This is a genomic window from Rhizobium laguerreae, assembly GCF_019778565.1.
Taxonomy (GTDB): Bacteria; Pseudomonadota; Alphaproteobacteria; order Rhizobiales; family Rhizobiaceae; genus Rhizobium; species Rhizobium laguerreae.
The window spans coordinates 377,184-393,178 of record NZ_JAAXQT010000002.1 but is presented as its reverse complement, the minus strand read 5'-3'; the positions used below and the strand labels follow the sequence as shown (position 1 = coordinate 393,178).

The following is a 15,995-nucleotide window of genomic DNA, read 5'->3' as shown; positions in this document are numbered from 1 at the left end:
GATGCGCATCGCGGTAACAGGCAAGAGCGGCCAGGTCACGTCTGCGTTGCAAGCGCTGAACGCCGGAGGTATCGAGGTCATCGCCATCGGCAGGCCCGAGCTGGATTTGCTCGAGCCTTCGATGGTGCGTGAAACCATTGCGAAGCTCAAACCCGACATCGTCGTCTCGTCGGCCGCCTACACTGCCGTTGACAAAGCCGAAAGCGATGAGGCGGCGGCTTTCGCCATCAATCGAGACGGCGCAAGAGCCATCGCTGCCGCAGCTGCCGAGCTGTCCCTTCCCGTCATCCATCTCTCGACCGATTATGTGTTCGACGGATACAAGCCCGAACGCTATGTCGAGAGCGACCCGGTTGGACCGGTATCCGTCTATGGCAGATCGAAGCTCGAGGGCGAATATGCGGTCGCCGCAGCCAATGAAAACCATGTCATCCTGCGGACTGCCTGGGTCTATTCAACGTTTGGCCATAACTTTGTGAAAACCATGCTCAGGCTTGCGGAGACGCGGGAAGAGTTGAGCGTTGTCAGCGATCAACTGGGTTGCCCAACCTCCGCCAACGACATCGCCGAGGCTATCGTCAAAATAGCAGACAGGCTAGCAAAGGATTCCAGCACGGACTCGCGCGGCGTTTTTCATTTGGCCGGCAGCGGCGAAACGAACTGGGCCGAGTTTGCTCGATATATATTATCCATTCTCGAGGAAAAGACCGGCAGGCGTGTCACTGTCAGGGACATTGCGACCGCCGACTACCCAACAGCCGCGAAACGGCCCGCCAATTCCCGATTGTGCTGCGATAAGTTGAAGCGCCTCTATGGCGTCAGCATGCCGGAGTGGCAGGTATCAACGCGAGCTGCTGTGACAAAGCTCTTGGAAGAGCCGAAGGAGGCCGTATGAAAGGTATAGTGCTTGCGGGGGGCAGCGGCAGTCGACTGCACCCGATGACTCATTCGGTCTCGAAGCAGTTGCTTCCGATCTATGACAAGCCGATGATCTACTACCCGCTGACGACCTTGATGCTGGCTGGCATACGGGAAGTTTTGATCATCTCCACTCCGCACGATATGCCGCTCTTTCAGCGTTTGCTGGGTGATGGCAGCGATTGGGGCATGTCTCTGAGCTATGCTGTCCAGCCGAGCCCCGATGGCCTGGCCCAAGCCTACATTATCGGCGCAGATTTCGTGGCGGGCGGACCATCCTGTCTCATCCTCGGAGACAATATCTACTTCGGCCACGGGCTGCCCGAGCTGCTTGAAGAGGGTGTATCGAAGGGTGATGGCGCGACGGTATTTGCCTATCACGTGCACGATCCCGAACGTTACGGTGTCGTCGAATTCGGCAGCGATATGACTGCAATTTCGATTGAAGAAAAGCCGGCGAAGCCGAAATCGCACTGGGCTGTCACCGGCCTTTATTTTTACGATGCCGACGTCGTTGATATCGCAGCCAATCTAAAGCCATCGGCGCGCGGCGAATACGAGATCACCGATGTCAACAAGACATATCTGGAGCGGGGGAAGCTGCGGGTCTCGATGATGGGGCGGGGATATGCCTGGCTCGATACAGGCACGCCCGAAAGCCTGCTCGAGGCCGGCGAGTTCGTCCGCACGCTTGAAAAACGCCAGGGCTTCAAGATCGCTTGCCCGGAGGAAATTGCACTGGCCAAAGGCTTCATCACGAACGAGCACTTCGCCCAGATTGCCGCCAAAGCGGGCAAAGGCGATTACGGCCAATACTTGCGTGGTCTGGTCGAATAATAGCTGCGATTCGGCAGAATATATAGGTCAGGCTGAGAGCCTCCCCCTGACGTCCTCTCCCAATTCCTTCATGCGGTCGGCCGGAATGCGGCCGATCAGCATGAAGGCGTGCGTCTCGTTCGCCCAGTAGATCACGTTCAGGCCCTTGCGGCTTTCGAGGTCCGGCGCCTTGCTGCCCGCGTCAGACTTGACGATGCAGAGCGCCATCGGCCCGGTCTCGGGGTCGAGATAGGCGATCTGGGCGAGCGCCTTACCATCATATTGCAGCAGCAGGGCGCGTTTGAAATCGATCCCCGGCAGCGAGACGGCTTCGGGGGAGAGCGACAGACCGAGCTTCTCGTCAAGACCGGCGAGCTGGGCGGCCTGGTCCTCCCTGCCGGGGGCGGGGCCGGCGTACGTTTCGGCGGTATAGAGCGAGATATAGTCGGCGACTACGGCGCGCCATTCGCTGTTTTCGTCCTTTGCCGAAAAGCGTGCTCCGATGCCGATGACGGCGCGGTCGATGGCGATGCCGGCGACCAGCGAGGCGGCGAGCGCGCCGAGGAAGCGGCGTCGGCTGGCGAATATGGGCGCGGGGCCGGATTTTGCGCTTTGGTGCGCCGGGATGGCGGCAAGCATCGCCTGCAGCTTCTCGCGCGGCGCTTCCGATAGGAGCGAGGCAAAGGCCTGCTCGAACGGCAGGTTGGCGCGCGCCAGGAATTCCAACCGTTCGGCGACGCTTTCGTCTTCATTGACCAGTGCCTCGATGCGGGCTGCCTCTTCGGCCGTCAATTCGCCATCGATGAAGGCGGTCAGGTCCTCGTCGGAGGGAATGGTGTGTTTCGTCGTCATTGCCGTCCCCCTTCCGGTCCGGCGTCGGAGAGTTTGGCGCGGGCAGCCGCCAGCCGGCTCATCACGGTTCCGATCGGGATATCCAATATGCCTGCAACCTCGCGATAGGAAAGTCCTTCCACATAGGCGAGAAAAAGCACCGTCCTCTGCGCCTCGGGCAGCGCATTTACCTGTTTCAGCACCTGGTTCGCCATCACATGGGTTTCGGTGTCGTGCGCGCCGTCGAAGGTCAGCGTCTCCCCGGCATCGACGAAACCCTGGCCCTGGCGCACCCGGCGGGAGCGGATCTCGTTCAGCCAGATCGAATGCAGGATCGAAAACAGCCAGCGGTCGAGCCGGGTGCCGGGGATGAACTGATCGGCGCGCTCCAGCGCACGAAGGCAAGTCGCCTGCACCAGGTCGTCGGCGGCATCGCGCTGATGCGAGAGAACGAGACCATAACGCCAGAGCCTTGCCAGATTTTCCGTCAGGCCGCTCCTGATATCCGCTTCGCTCGCGATGGCCGCCTCCGCCAATCCTGCATTTTTCGAAACCGCCGGATGAACCGGCGATTCCATTCTGGCGCGACTATAGGCAGGAAAATGCGTGCGCGCGACCGACATTCTTACGTCCCTTTCGTGCTTCCATTTTCCTGCTGTGGCCTGCTGATCAGATCTCCGAGGGATCGAGGATTGCAGCGTTCAGATCCTGATATTCCTCGCAAGCCGTACCGCAGATCGCTTTGATTGACTTCAGCTGGTCCTTGGCGAGATCGAGCTGACCCTTGATGACATAGGCTTCGCCGAGATATTCGCGGACCTTGGCGTATTGCGGGTCCATCTTCACTGACTGCAGATAATAGGAGATGCCTTCGTCGGTGCGGCCGAGCTTGCGCGTGGCATAGCCGCGATAATTGAGCACTTCGGCGGTGTTCTGATCCTTGACCGTGTCGAGCATGGCAAGCGCCTCCTCGTAGCGACCGGCCTTGGCCAGCGAATAGGCATAGTCGGCGCGGTTCTCGTCGGAGACGTTGGCGCTTTGCTGCTTGACGCATTTCTTGGTCTTCTGGTCGTAGATCTCGCCCTTCTTGCAGACCGGGGTCGTGCTACTGTCATCACCGACCGCAAAAACCGGGCCGGAGACAACAGAAGCGGCAAGGCAGCCGCCGAGAATGATGGAAGCGATGCGGGCTGTCATGATCGTCATGGGGAACTCCTCGAAAGTGACGCTGCGACGAAAGAACACCGCTGCATCCAGCTTTATTCGGCTGCCGCTTGCATTTCTTCTTCACCCTTTCGTGAAGGTTCAAAGCTGAATAATTTGGTCGTCCGCGTGTTTTCCTTCGTTCCGCCGGAGGGACAAGGAGAATTCTGTGACCGATACCGTCAAACTCGTCAGCCTCGCCGTTGCCACACCCGAACATGTCATTTTCCAAAAGCAGGCGGTCGAAGCCTCGGCCCGGCTGTTTGCCGACCGCTTCGAGGATTTCCGCCATCTTGCCCGCGTCTTCGATAGCGCCGGCATCGAAAAGCGCCATGCGGCGCGGCCGCTTGCCTGGTTCGACGAGCCGCATGGCTGGCACGACCGGATGCAGGCCTTTGCAGAGGTGGCAGGCGGGCTTTTCGTCGAGGCTGCCAGCTCGGCCCTTCGCCAGGCAGGGCTTGAGGCCGGCGATGTCGATTGTGTCGTGACCGTCTCCTCCACCGGCTTTACGACACCGAGCCTTGATGCGCAGCTAGCTGGCCGGATGGGTTTCAGACCCGACATCGAACGCCTGCCGGTCTTCGGGCTCGGCTGTGCCGCCGGCGTGTCGGGCTTTGCGATCGCCTCGCGGCTGGCGCAAAGCCGGCCGGGCACTGTGGTGCTTTTCGTCTCGATCGAGCTTTGCACGCTTGCCTTTCGGCTGGACGAGCTGACGCGGCCGAACATCATCGCGACGGCGCTTTTCGGCGACGGCGCAGCCGCCTGCGTGCTGCGATCAGGCGAAGACGGGCTGGCGGAAGTGGAATCGACCGGCGAACATCTTTTTCCCGACACGCTCGATATCATGGGCTGGAAGATCGATGATGGCGGCTTCGGCATCGTGCTGGCGCAATCGCTGCCGGCCTTTGCCGAAAAGGAGCTCGGCCCGGCGGTAACAGCCATTCTGGCGCGAAACGGGCTGAGGGTGGAGGATATCGACCGCTTCATCTGCCATCCCGGCGGCACGAAGGTGCTGGCCGCGATGGAGAGCGCGCTTTCGCTGGTCCCGGGCACGCTAGATCACGAGCGCGCCGTGCTCGCCGAATACGGCAACATGTCCTCGCCGACCATCCTGTTCGTGCTGGAGCGGGCAATCCGCGCCGGGTTGCCGGAGCGCTCCGCGATGATCGCCATGGGGCCGGGCTTTTCGGCGAGCTGCGTGACGCTCAGGAGGGTCGCATGATGTGGCCGTCGGTCGCGCTCCTTGCCTTCGTGACGCTGCAGCGGCTGGGGGAACTCGTGCTCGCCCGGCGCAACACGGCGGCGCTTCTTGCCAGAGGCGCCAGAGAGGTCGCACCCGCTCATTATCCCGTCATGGTAGCGCTGCATGCCGGCTGGATCATCGGCCTTTGGCTCACTGCACCGGGCAGGCCTGTCGCGCTCTTCTGGTTTCTGGTGTTCATGGGGCTGCAGGCGCTGCGGCTCTGGGTGCTGGCGACGCTGAAAGACCGCTGGACGACGCGCATCATCATCCTGCCCGGTGCGCCGCTCGTCAGATCCGGGCCCTATCGCTTCCTCCGGCATCCGAACTATGCGATCGTCGTCGGCGAGATCGCCGCCCTTCCCCTCGCCTTCGGCCTGCCGCTTTACGCGATCGTCTTTACACTTCTCAACGCGCTGATCCTCCATGTCCGCGTGAAGGCTGAAAATGCCGCACTGAAAAGGGCAATGATTTTGAAATGAATGCGACTTTCCGTTTGCGTCGCGGTATAGGCACGGGCATTTTCACCCGATAAACAAAGCGGAATGCAAGCGGAAATGACGAAGAACGCAATCGTGCTCGGCGCCGGCATCGTCGGGGTTTCCACGGCCATCCATCTTCAGCGGCGCGGCCGGCAGGTGACGCTGATCGACCGCAAGGATCCGGGCAACGAAACCTCCTTCGGCAATGCCGGCTTGATCCAGCGCGAAGGTGTAGCACCCTACGGCTTTCCCCAGCAGCTCGGGCTTTTGTTGCGTTATGCGCTGAATAACCGCATCGACGCGCATTATCACCTGCGCACGCTGCCGAGCCAGATCGCCTTTCTCGCCCGCTACTGGTGGAACTCCAATGCGCGGCGCCACGCGATCATCACCCGGGCCTATGCGCCGCTGATCGAAAATTCGGTTGTCGAACACCAGGATCTGATAGAGGCGTCGCAGGCCGAAGGGCTGATCCGCAAGGACGGCTGGATAAAGATCTTCCGCACTGAAGCCAAGCGCGACCAGGCTCTTGCGGAGGCAGCACTTTGGCAGAATGAATTCGGGGTGGAGTATGACAGCCTGACTTCGGCCGACATCGCCCGCATGGAACCTGATATGACCGGCGATTTCGCCGGCGGTATCCACTGGCGCGATCCCTGGTCGGTGCTCGACCCGCATGCGCTGACATCGGCCTATCGCCGTTATTTCGAAAGCTTAGGCGGCCGGTTCGTCACGGGCGACGCCGCCTCGCTCGGTCCGTTCGGCTCCGGCTGGAAGATCATGACCGCGGAAGGTCCGCTCGAAGCCGAGGATGCGGTGATAGCGCTCGGCCCCTGGGCGGCCGTTGCAACGCGGCGGCTCGGCTATGCCTTTCCGCTCGGCATCAAACGCGGCTATCACATGCACTATGCCACTGAGGGCAATGCCGTGCTCAACAACTGGACGCTCGATGCCGAACGCGGCTATCTCCTTGCGCCGATGAACCGCGGCATCCGCCTGACGACAGGGGCGGAGTTTGCAACGCTCGACGCGCCGAAGACGCCGGTCCAGCTCGACCGCGCGGAAGCCGTGGCGCGCACGATCTTCCCGCTCGGAGGCAGGCTCGATCCCGAACCGTGGATGGGCGCGCGCCCCTGCACGCCGGATATGATGCCTGTTATCGGCAAGGCGCCGCGCCATCAGGGCCTGTGGTTTGCCTTCGGCCATGCTCATCACGGGCTGACACTCGGGCCGGTGACCGGCCGCGTGCTTGCCGAACTCATCACCGGCGAGACGCCGTTCATCGATATCGCGGCCTATTCGCCGCAGCGTTTCAACCCGTGATGCCGAGAGAAGCGAGACCTTTGAGAGCGGTCGCAGCGATGCCTTCCACCGTGTCGTCGATATCGACGGTGACGACGCCTTGCTCGCCTGTCGGCACCTCAAGTGTGGCCAGCTGGCTGTCGAGCAGCGAGGCCGGCATGAAATGTCCCTTGCGCTCGGCCATACGCTTCATCAGCAGCGCTCTGGAACCTTCGAGATAGACGAAGAACAAATTGCCACCGGCAGCAGCCCGCAGCCGGTCGCGATAGAGGCGCTTCAGCGCCGAGCAGGAGACGATGATGCCCACGCGCTTTTCCAGCGAGGCCTTGATGTCTTCGCCGATCCGGTCGAGCCAGGGCATCCGGTCCTCATCGGTCAGCGGAATGCCCTTCGACATCTTCTCGACATTGGCGGCGGGATGAAGCGCATCACCTTCTATGAAGGCCAGGTGCAGCGCTTCGGCAAGCTTCTCGCCGACGGAGGATTTACCGCAGCCGCTGACCCCCATGACGATGATCGCATGGGCTTTGTTCGTCCACTCATCCGGCATGTTTCCTCCTCAAGCTTGGCTTCCCGCTCAGTCGAGCGGGAAATGACAGGCATATTGTTGTGCGCCTTCTCCCCTTAATTCGGGAGAAACCTGGCGACAATAGTCCTGCGCCTTCCAGCAGCGCGGGTTGAAGTGGCAGCCCGACGGCGGCTTCAAGGGCGACGGCAGTTCGCCCTGCAGGCGGATGCGGGTCTTCTCGCGCTCGGGATCGGCGATCGGGGTCGCCGACAACAAGGCGGCCGTATAGGGATGGCGCGGCCGGGCGAAGACTTCGGCGGCAGGACCGGTTTCGATCGGGCGGCCGAGATACATCACCATCACCTCGTCGGCGATGTGATGGACGACGGACAGGCCGTGCGAGATGAAGAGATAGGCAAGGCCCATCTCCTTCTGCAGGTCCATCAGCAAGTTCAGTACCTGCGCTTGGATCGACAGATCAAGCGCCGAAACCGGTTCGTCGAGCACCAGCACTTTCGGCCGCAGCATCAGGGCGCGGGCAATGGCGATGCGCTGGCGCTGGCCGCCGGAGAACATATGGGGATAGCGGCCGTGATGCTCCGGGCGCAGGCCGACTCGGGCCATCATCTCCTCCACCTTGCGACGGCGGGCGGCGGCATCGAGATCGGTATTGATCTTCAGCGGCTCTTCAAGAATCGCGCCGACCTTCTGGCGCGGGTTGAGCGAGCCGTAAGGATTCTGGAAGACGATCTGCACCTGGCTGCGCAAGCTGCGGTCGCCGACGCGCGCCGGCTTGCCGTCAATCAGCAATTCGCCGGCCGTCGGATCCTCGATCATCGTGACCAGACGGGCAAGCGTCGACTTGCCGCAGCCGGATTCGCCGACGACGGCGAGCGTCTTGCCGGAATGCAGGCTGAAGCTGACGCCGTTCAGCGCCTTGACCGTGGCGTCGGCTTTGAAGAGACCGCGGTTGACGGTGTAGAAACGGGCGAGATCCCTGCCCTCGAGAACAGCGCCCGTCATACCAGGTCTCCTGCAGTTTCAACGGCCATGATGCCGGGATGTCCGAGTGGCTTGCCGTCCTTCAAAGGATAGTTGCAGAGCGCCAGTCCAAGCTCCGGTCCCTGACGGACGACACCGCGATCGCACTCGACCGTGGCGAAGCCGCAGCGCGGCGCGAAAAGACAGCCCGTCGGACGACCATGCTGGCCGGGAACGACGCCGGCGATCGAGGGAAGACGCTGGCCGACTTTGGCGCGTTCCGGCAGGGCGGCGAGCAGAGCTGCGGTATAGGGATGATGCGGATCGCGGAAAAGTGCCCTCACCGGCTGTTCCTCGACCTTCTGGCCGGCATATTGCACCTGCACGCGCTCGGCGGTTTCGGCGACGACACCCATGTCGTGGGTGATCAGCACCAGCGCCATGCCCTGCTCCTTCTGCAGGCGAACGAGCAGATCGAGGATCTGCGCCTGGATCGTCACGTCGAGCGCGGTCGTCGGCTCGTCGGCGATCAAGAGCTTCGGATTGCAGGCGAGCGCCATGGCGATCATCACGCGCTGGCTCATGCCACCGGACATCTGATGCGGAAAGTTCGACAGGCGGTCTTCCGGCGCCGGAATGCCGACGAGGTTCAAGAGCTCGATAGAGCGTTGGCGGCGCTCCTTGCGGTTGAGGCCCATATGAAAGCGCAGGGTCTCGCCGAGCTGGAAACCGACCGTGAAGCACGGATTGAGGCTCGACATCGGCTCCTGGAAGATCATCGCCATATCCTTGCCGATGATCCTCCGGCGCTGGCGGGCGGAAATGCCGCGCAGGTCCTTGCCGTCGAACTGCATCCGGTCGGCGGTGATCTTCGCCGTCCACGGCAGAAGCCCCATCAGGGCCAGCATGGCCACGGATTTACCCGAGCCGGATTCGCCGACGACCGACAGGATCTCGCCCTTGTCGCAGGCAAGCGACACGCCGTCGACGGCGCGGAAGAGACCGGAAGAGGTCTGGAATTCGACCGTCAGATTTTCAATCTCGAGGAGTGACATCACGACCTCTTCAGTTTGGGATCAAGCGCGTCGCGCAGGCCGTCACCCATCAGGTTGATGGCGAGAACGGTAATGAGGATGGCAAGACCCGGGAATGTCACCACCCACCAGGCGCGCGAGATGAACTCACGGGATTCGGCCAGCATCGTTCCCCATTCGGGTGTCGGCGGCTGGGCGCCCATGCCGAGAAAACCGAGGGCGGCGGCATCGAGAATTGCCGCCGAGAAAGCGAGCGTCGCCTGAACGATCAGTGGCCCAAGACAGTTCGGCAGGATCGTCTTGAACATCAACCGGAAGGTGCCGGCACCGGCGACACGCGAGGCGATCACATATTCCTTCTCACGCTCTGAAATGACCGAGGCGCGCGTCAGCCGCACGAAATGCGGCTGGTTGACCAGCGAAATCGCGATCATCGCATTGGTGAGACCAGGTCCGAGCACGGCCACCAGAACGAGAGCGAGCAGCAGTGACGGGAAGGCCAGGATGATATCCATCAGGCGCATGATTGCGGTATCGATCTTGCCGCGGAAAAATCCGGCGACGAGGCCGATCAGGACACCTGAAATGACCGAAAGCGTGACGACGACGACGCCGATGAAGAGCGAGAACCGCGCGCCGTAAATTAGGCGCGAGAGGATATCGCGGCCGACGGCATCCGTTCCGAGCGGGTAGGAGGCGCTGCCCGCCTCCATCCAGAACGGTACGGCCAGCAGCACCTGGCGGTTCTGCTCGTTCGGCGCATGCGGCGCAAAGAGCGGCGCAAGGATTGCGACGACCAGGATGATGACGAAAACCACCAGGCCGATGACGGCGCCCTTGTTGCGGGAGAAATAATGCCAGAACTCCGCAACGGCGGATGGCTGGCCGGTTTTGACGGTGACCGTGCTCATGGGCCGCTCCTAATGACGAATGCGCGGATTGATGAAGCCGTAGAGAACATCAACAATCAGATTGACCAGCATGATGACGCCGGCGATCAGCAGAAGGCCGCCCTGGACCACTGCATAATCGCGCTTGAAGACCGAATCGACCATCCATTTGCCGATGCCCGGCCAGGAGAAGATCGTCTCGGTGAGGATGGCGCCGGCAAGAAGAACGCCGATCTGCAGACCGATCGTGGTTACGACAGGGATCATCGCATTTCGCAGCGCGTGCACGCCGACGACACGCAGCGGCTTCAAGCCTTTGGAGCGCGCGGTGCGGACATAGTCCTCACCCAGAACCTCGAGCATCGCCGAACGCGTCTGGCGTGCGATGACGGCGAGCGGGATGGTTGCCAGCACGATGGTCGGCAGAATGAGGTAGCTGACGGCCGAGGCGAAGGCTCCCTTCTGGCCCGACAGCAGGCTGTCGACAAGCATGAATCCGGTGACCGGCTTGAAGAAATACATCAGCGAGATGCGGCCGGAAACCGGCGTCCAGCCGAGATAGCCGGAGAAGAAGATGATGAGCAGCAGACCCCACCAGAAAATCGGCATGGAATAACCGATGAGGGCAACTCCCATCACGCTCTGATCGAACCACGTGCCTCGCTTGACGGCCGCAAAGACGCCGGCGGGCACGCCAAGACAGACGGCGATGATGATGGCACAGAGCGAAAGCTCCAGCGTTGCCGGGAACAATGTGAAGAACTCGCCGAGAACGGGCCGTTTGGTGACGATCGAGGTACCGAGATCGCCTTGCAGCACTTTTCCGAGATAATCGAAATACTGCACATATATGGGCCGGTCGAAACCGAGATCGTGCATGATCTGGGCGTGACGTTCCGGCGCCATCACACGTTCACCCGACATAAGCATGACGGGGTCGCCGGGAATCATGCGGATGAACGAGAAGGCTATCAGCGAAACGCCAAGGAATGTCGGAATCAGCACCGCGAGGCGGCCGATGAAAAAACGCAACATAGCAGGTTTTCCAATAGTTTCCGGCGGTCAGGGGAACCTGACCGCCGGCCGCACCCGGCGTTGACCGGGCAGTTTACAGATTTTTTATTATTCGGAAATGTCCACACCGTCGAAGCGGTGAATTCCGAGCGGGTCCATGAAGAAGCCCGAGACCTTCTTGCTCATCGGAACGAAGACCAATGAGTGGTTAATCGTATTCCAGGGAGCTTCCTTCTTGAAGATCAGCTGAGCCTGTTCATAGGCCTTCGTGCGCTCGGCGACGTCGGCCGTCTGCTTGGCCTTCGTCATCAGATCGTCGAATTCCTTGTTGCACCACTGAGCGCGGTTGTTGCCGCCGACCGCGTCGCAGCCAAGCAACGTATCCATGAAGTTGTCAGGGTCGCCGTTGTCGCCGGTCCAGCCAAGGATGACGGCACCGTCGCGATTCTTGTCGGACGAGAGCTTCAGATATTCGGCCCATTCATGGGTGACGATTTCCGCATCGACGCCGACCTTGGCCAAGTCGGCCTGCATCAATTCTGCGGCGCGGCGCGCGTTCAACATGTACGGACGCGAAACCGGCATCGCCCAGATCTTCATCTTCAGATCCTTGACGCCGGCATCTGCCAGCATCTTCTTCGACGCATCGGGATCGTACTTGTCGTCTACGACGGCATCGTTATAGGACCACATGGTCGGCGGGATCGGGTTCTTGGCAACGGCCGCAGCACCCTGGAAGACGGCGTCGACGATCGCCTGCTTGTTGATCGCCATGTTCAGCGCCTTGCGGACTTCGGCCTTGTCGAAGGGAGCAATCAAGGTGTTGTAAGCGAGATACGAAACGTTCAGGCCGGCCTGCTCGAGCACGGTCAGGTTTTCGTCCTTCTTGAGTTCGGCGACGTCGGCCGCATTCGGATAGGGAATGAGGTGGCATTCGCCGGCCTTCAGCTTCTGCGCGCGGACGGCAGCATCAGAGGTGATCGCGAAAACCAGATCGTCGATCTTTTCCTTGCCCTTGAAATAGGTTTCGTTCGCCTTGTAGCGGATGACGGCATCCGGCTGGTAGGCGACGAAGGTGAACGGGCCGGTGCCGAGCGGCTGCTGGTTGAGCTGCGCCATCTTGCCGTCGGCGGCAAGCTTGTCGGCATATTCCTTGGAGACGATCGAGGCGAAGTCCATGGCGAGATCGGCCAGGAACGGCGCTTCGGGATGATTGAGGACAAACTTGACGGTAAGGTCATCGACCTTCTCGATCGACTTGATCAGCTCAGGAAAGCCCATGCCGGCGGCGTATTCGTAAGAGCCGCCCTCGACATACTTGTTCCACGGATTGTCAGCCTTGAGCTGACGCTCGAACGAGAAGATGACGTCGTCGGCGTTGAGATCGCGCGTCGGCGTGAAGAAGTCGGTAGTCTGGAACTTGACGCCAGGATGAAGCTTGAAGGTGTATTCCGTGCCGTCGGCCGAAACGCTCCAGCTATCGGCCAGGCCCGGCTCGATCTCGGTCCCGCCATGCTTGAATTCGACGAGGCGGCTATAGACCGTGCGCGACGACGCGTCGAAGGTCGTGCCTGCCGTATAGAGGCTGGGGTCGAAGCCTTCCGGCGAGCCCTCGGAGCAATAAACAAGGGTCTTGGACCAGGCCGACGTCGCCATGACGGAAATCAAGGCCGTCGCTGCCAGCAGGACAGAGATCTTTTTCATAATATTGTTTCCCGGTTGTTCTTTTTTGATGTTTGGAGACCGTAGATTGCCATCTCGGTCGACGCTCGATGGAACGATATTTATTTACTGAAAGCAACGGGCTACGCAGAAAATTTTTCCAGCTGGACAATTTTAGAAATTTTCCGTCAAAAATCAGCCTCATTCGGAAATATTCGCACAAAAAAGACCGAAATTTTGTCGCATTTGGTATAAAAACGCGCCCATCGGGACACGCAGCCGGCATATCCCGTTCCGGAGGCTGTGTGAGATGCCCGCAAAAACAAAAACCGCGGTTGCTGGGGGCAACCGCGGTTCAGAGCAAATTATGATCTTTAATTTAGGCGGCGGGGACAACGATCGCAGGTTTGCGATAGGCCGGCTCGCCGGTGATTCCGAGAAGGAAATTGATCTGCGGACGCGCCTTGACGAGGTCGTCAATCGAGTATTCCGAAAGCACGGCGAAGAAGGCGTTGAGCGCCTTACGCAGCGCCGAATTCAAACCGCAGCTATCGACCAGCGGGCATTCGACCTCACCGTCGTCCTCGAAGCATTCGGCCATGGCGAAGTTGTCTTCCGTCACCCGAACGACGTCGAAAAGACTAATGTCGGCGGCCGGTTTGCCCAGGCGCACGCCGCCGTTGCGACCGCGCACCGTTTCGACCAGACCCGCCTTGTTGAGCGGCTGGAGGATCTTGAAAAGAAAGAGCTCGGAAACGCCATAGGCCCTGGCGATTTCCGGAATCCGGCTCAAGTGCCCGTCGTTGGCAGCACAATACATCAACATGCGAACCGCATAGTTCGTCTGCTTCGTCAACCGCATGCCATTCTCCTGACTCGTCTGTTCAGACCTATATAGGCGGTTTGCTAGTTTTGAACAATTCCAAAATATGAAATTCGCATTCAGCTTATGAGGCCATTTGCCGCGACGTCAATCCCGCTCCAGGATCTCGACGTAATCCAGAATCGCCTGCTTGCGCTCGGGTGTGCCTGGATGGGTGGACAGCATGCTGGTGCGGGAGTGGTCGCCGAGCTTGGCTTCCAGCAGATCGAAAAACCTGGCGATCGCGACGGGATCCATACCGGCTTTGCGCATCAGTTCGACCGAGCGTCGGTCAGCCTCAGCCTCGGCGCTGCGGGAATAGGACAATGCGAGCAGACCGCCGCCTTGCGTCAGGATATCCTCGACGCCGGAGCCAATATCGCCGGCAATCAGCATGACGAGACCGGCGATGCCCGCGGCCCGATAGAGCTGCCTCAGGCTGTGCTTGTATTCGACATGGCCGATCTCGTGGGCGAGAACGCCTGTTATCATCTCGTCGTCGCCACCTGCCAATTCGATCAACTGATCGGTGAGGACGATATTGCCGTCGGGAAGCGCGAAGGCATTGGGACCGATCAAACCGCCATTGCGAAAATTCAAGACATAGCGGTCGGCGCCGCCTTCGGCATTGGCGGCCACCTTTCGAAAGCGATCGGCGATTTCGGCCTGCCGGATCTCCGTTATGTGGCTTGGAGACAGGGCCGTCGTGTCAAGCGTGTTGAGAGCGCCATAGGACATCATCTCAGATACGACAGGCGGCGTCACGAAGATGGCGACTTCGACGAGCGCCGGCAACGCATAACGATAGATTCCGACGGCAAGCAGAACGACCGCGACCGCGAAGACGAAGATGCGGGGATGAAACTCCTCAAGCCGATGCACCCATCCGCTTTTGCCGCCAGCGCGAAGAAAGGCATCGATTGCGTCATTGTCGGCGCTCTCGAAGACCGAACCGTCGGTAAAGACCGCACGCCGGGGGATCGATCCGACACGCGCCGTAAAGGAGACCGTCCCGATGGCGCCATCGGAAAGAGCCGCATCTTCCGCGGTGACGGCGATGAGGCGCCCGCCCCGCGACAGCAGGCGGGCGGGAACGGCGGCGCTCGAATGCGGCGGATACCATTCCCCCGTCACGATGGTTTCTCCGTCAGAAACCAAAATCAAGCCCCTCCATGCTCATATATTCCGAACCGACGGAAGTGCCGCTGGCTTCAAACTGTGTAAAGACCTCGCCGATCTCGCCTTCGATGCGGATCGCTGTGTGCTCGGTGACATAACGCGCCAGCCGAACCGCCGCCCAGGGGCGCATCAGGCCGAGGGTGAGCACCGTCACCACGACGTTCGATATGGCGATCCAGGCATAACGTGCACGGGAAAGATCACTCCGCAAGACATGCCGGCCGTCGATCCGCGTCGACGACCAGACGATGTTGTGGACAGCCGCCCGATAGATGAGACCGGCAAGGCCGTAGATGATGATGAGGCCGAAGACGACCAGATACATTCCCGACACCACCATGAAGATAAGTGGATCACTCTCAGAAGCCTGTATCCCGACGACTATGATCGCAACCAAGGCAGAGAGCACGACCGCGCCCAGCACGACCATCAGGGCCGGGATGACAAGCGCGCCGTAAAGCGCGCTAACTTTGGGATCCGTTTGGAACGGTCGGTTGCCGTAGCGGAGATTGTTGAAGATGTAGCGGTTGAGCCAGCGGCTGGCGAAAGGCGCCAGCAGACCCAACGACAGGACGGCGACGAGGCTTCCGAGCATGACGGAGACGAAGGCGCCGCCGGCGGAGCCGGTGAAATCAAATCGGACGTTGCGGTAGCTGGTCACGCGGGCGTTGAAACGAAGGCCCCTCACGATCAGCCAGGGAAGTGCGATGAGGATGAGGATCGTGGTCACTAGCGAGAACAGCGGATGAATCACCGCCAGAATGTTGGCCACGATAACGAAGGCCACCACAATGAGGCGGCCGATAAAGATCTGCATGCCGGTGGCGTGATATTCGAAACTGCGGCCAAGCAGGACGGTGTTGCCGTAGAAATAACGATTGCGCCGCACCTTCGCCCAGGCCGAATAGATGCCAAGCGTTACGATCGTCAGAAGAACGTTGACGATCCAGATGCCGAAATATTCCGATGCCGTGCCGGTGAACCTTGCACGCTCGAATGCGTTCGCCGCGGCGCCCGCGGACACTCGATTATCCATATTTTGCTTCCCCCAAAGCGTAACAAGCCCACCGGCT

Annotated in this window: 17 protein-coding genes; 5 read left to right on the top strand and 12 right to left on the bottom strand. The window is 60.6% G+C overall.

What is annotated here, in order from left to right; translation table 11 throughout:
• Position 1 precedes the first annotated feature (1 nt).
• Positions 2-895 carry a dTDP-4-dehydrorhamnose reductase gene (gene rfbD, locus HFO71_RS08800; RefSeq protein ID WP_221987867.1) on the top strand — a complete coding sequence of 298 codons (894 nt, stop codon included), beginning with the start codon at positions 2-4 and terminating at the stop codon, positions 893-895.
• The gene (gene rfbA / locus HFO71_RS08795; RefSeq protein WP_221987866.1) at positions 892-1,755 is read left to right on the top strand and encodes a glucose-1-phosphate thymidylyltransferase RfbA; all 864 of its coding nucleotides are present in this window, start codon (positions 892-894) and stop codon (positions 1,753-1,755) included. The genes rfbD and rfbA overlap by 4 nt, the downstream gene beginning before the upstream one ends.
• Positions 1,756-1,782: 27 nt before the next feature.
• Here rfbA and HFO71_RS08790 read toward each other — a convergent pair whose 3' ends face one another.
• From HFO71_RS08790 to HFO71_RS08780, 3 genes are read right to left on the bottom strand one after another with little or no spacing between them, the layout of a single operon-like run.
• A complete protein-coding gene (locus tag HFO71_RS08790; protein ID WP_221987865.1) occupies positions 1,783-2,586 on the bottom strand; it encodes an anti-sigma factor family protein in 804 nt (267 codons plus the stop codon).
• Complete coding sequence (locus HFO71_RS08785; protein ID WP_221987864.1) at positions 2,583-3,188, bottom strand: RNA polymerase sigma factor; 606 nt, start codon at positions 3,186-3,188, stop codon at positions 2,583-2,585. Before HFO71_RS08785 ends, HFO71_RS08790 begins: the two co-directional genes overlap by 4 nt.
• A 46-nt stretch (positions 3,189-3,234) precedes the next feature.
• On the bottom strand, positions 3,235-3,771 hold the full coding sequence (locus tag HFO71_RS08780; protein WP_132615073.1) for a tetratricopeptide repeat protein: 537 nt from the start codon (positions 3,769-3,771) through the stop codon (positions 3,235-3,237).
• A gap of 166 nt (positions 3,772-3,937) precedes the next feature.
• Here HFO71_RS08780 and HFO71_RS08775 point away from each other — a divergent pair, with 166 nt between their 5' ends.
• The 3 genes from HFO71_RS08775 to HFO71_RS08765 all read left to right on the top strand — a co-directional run bounded on the left by HFO71_RS08775 (position 3,938) and on the right by HFO71_RS08765 (position 6,813).
• Entirely contained in the window at positions 3,938-4,990 is a 1,053-nt protein-coding gene (locus HFO71_RS08775) for a type III polyketide synthase (RefSeq protein WP_221987863.1), read from the top strand.
• Positions 4,987-5,490, top strand: a complete 504-nt coding sequence (locus HFO71_RS08770; protein WP_221987862.1) for an isoprenylcysteine carboxyl methyltransferase family protein — start codon at positions 4,987-4,989, stop codon at positions 5,488-5,490. Before HFO71_RS08775 ends, HFO71_RS08770 begins: the two co-directional genes overlap by 4 nt.
• 75 nt (positions 5,491-5,565) lie before the next feature.
• Positions 5,566-6,813: an NAD(P)/FAD-dependent oxidoreductase gene (locus HFO71_RS08765; RefSeq protein ID WP_221978918.1), complete on the top strand. Its 1,248-nt coding sequence runs from the start codon at positions 5,566-5,568 to the stop codon at positions 6,811-6,813.
• Here the strand turns inward: HFO71_RS08765 and HFO71_RS08760 are convergent.
• The 9 genes from HFO71_RS08760 to HFO71_RS08720 all read right to left on the bottom strand — a co-directional run bounded on the left by HFO71_RS08760 (position 6,803) and on the right by HFO71_RS08720 (position 15,958).
• A complete protein-coding gene (locus HFO71_RS08760; protein WP_221987861.1) occupies positions 6,803-7,342 on the bottom strand; it encodes a gluconokinase in 540 nt (179 codons plus the stop codon). The genes HFO71_RS08765 and HFO71_RS08760 overlap by 11 nt on opposite strands.
• 27 nt (positions 7,343-7,369) lie before the next feature.
• The gene (locus tag HFO71_RS08755) at positions 7,370-8,323 is read right to left on the bottom strand and encodes a peptide ABC transporter ATP-binding protein (RefSeq protein ID WP_017959058.1); all 954 of its coding nucleotides are present in this window, start codon (positions 8,321-8,323) and stop codon (positions 7,370-7,372) included.
• Positions 8,320-9,336 (bottom strand): ABC transporter ATP-binding protein, encoded by a 1,017-nt coding sequence (locus tag HFO71_RS08750; protein ID WP_168256673.1) that lies wholly within the window; start codon positions 9,334-9,336, stop codon positions 8,320-8,322. Before HFO71_RS08750 ends, HFO71_RS08755 begins: the two co-directional genes overlap by 4 nt.
• On the bottom strand, positions 9,336-10,226 hold the full coding sequence (locus HFO71_RS08745; protein ID WP_221987860.1) for an ABC transporter permease subunit: 891 nt from the start codon (positions 10,224-10,226) through the stop codon (positions 9,336-9,338). The genes HFO71_RS08750 and HFO71_RS08745 overlap by 1 nt, the downstream gene beginning before the upstream one ends.
• A 9-nt stretch (positions 10,227-10,235) precedes the next feature.
• Positions 10,236-11,240 carry an ABC transporter permease subunit gene (locus HFO71_RS08740; protein WP_064652512.1) on the bottom strand — a complete coding sequence of 335 codons (1,005 nt, stop codon included), beginning with the start codon at positions 11,238-11,240 and terminating at the stop codon, positions 10,236-10,238.
• Between the two features lie 87 nt (positions 11,241-11,327).
• The gene (locus tag HFO71_RS08735) at positions 11,328-12,923 is read right to left on the bottom strand and encodes an ABC transporter substrate-binding protein (RefSeq protein ID WP_221987858.1); all 1,596 of its coding nucleotides are present in this window, start codon (positions 12,921-12,923) and stop codon (positions 11,328-11,330) included.
• 337 nt (positions 12,924-13,260) lie between these two features.
• Positions 13,261-13,743: an iron-responsive transcriptional regulator RirA gene (rirA, locus tag HFO71_RS08730; RefSeq protein ID WP_221987856.1), complete on the bottom strand. Its 483-nt coding sequence runs from the start codon at positions 13,741-13,743 to the stop codon at positions 13,261-13,263.
• A 108-nt stretch (positions 13,744-13,851) separates the two neighbouring features.
• Positions 13,852-14,901 (bottom strand): M48 family metallopeptidase, encoded by a 1,050-nt coding sequence (locus HFO71_RS08725; RefSeq protein WP_221987854.1) that lies wholly within the window; start codon positions 14,899-14,901, stop codon positions 13,852-13,854.
• Entirely contained in the window at positions 14,891-15,958 is a 1,068-nt protein-coding gene (locus tag HFO71_RS08720) for a YjgN family protein (RefSeq protein ID WP_221987852.1), read from the bottom strand. The genes HFO71_RS08725 and HFO71_RS08720 overlap by 11 nt, the downstream gene beginning before the upstream one ends.
• Between the last annotated feature and the right edge of the window lie 37 nt (positions 15,959-15,995).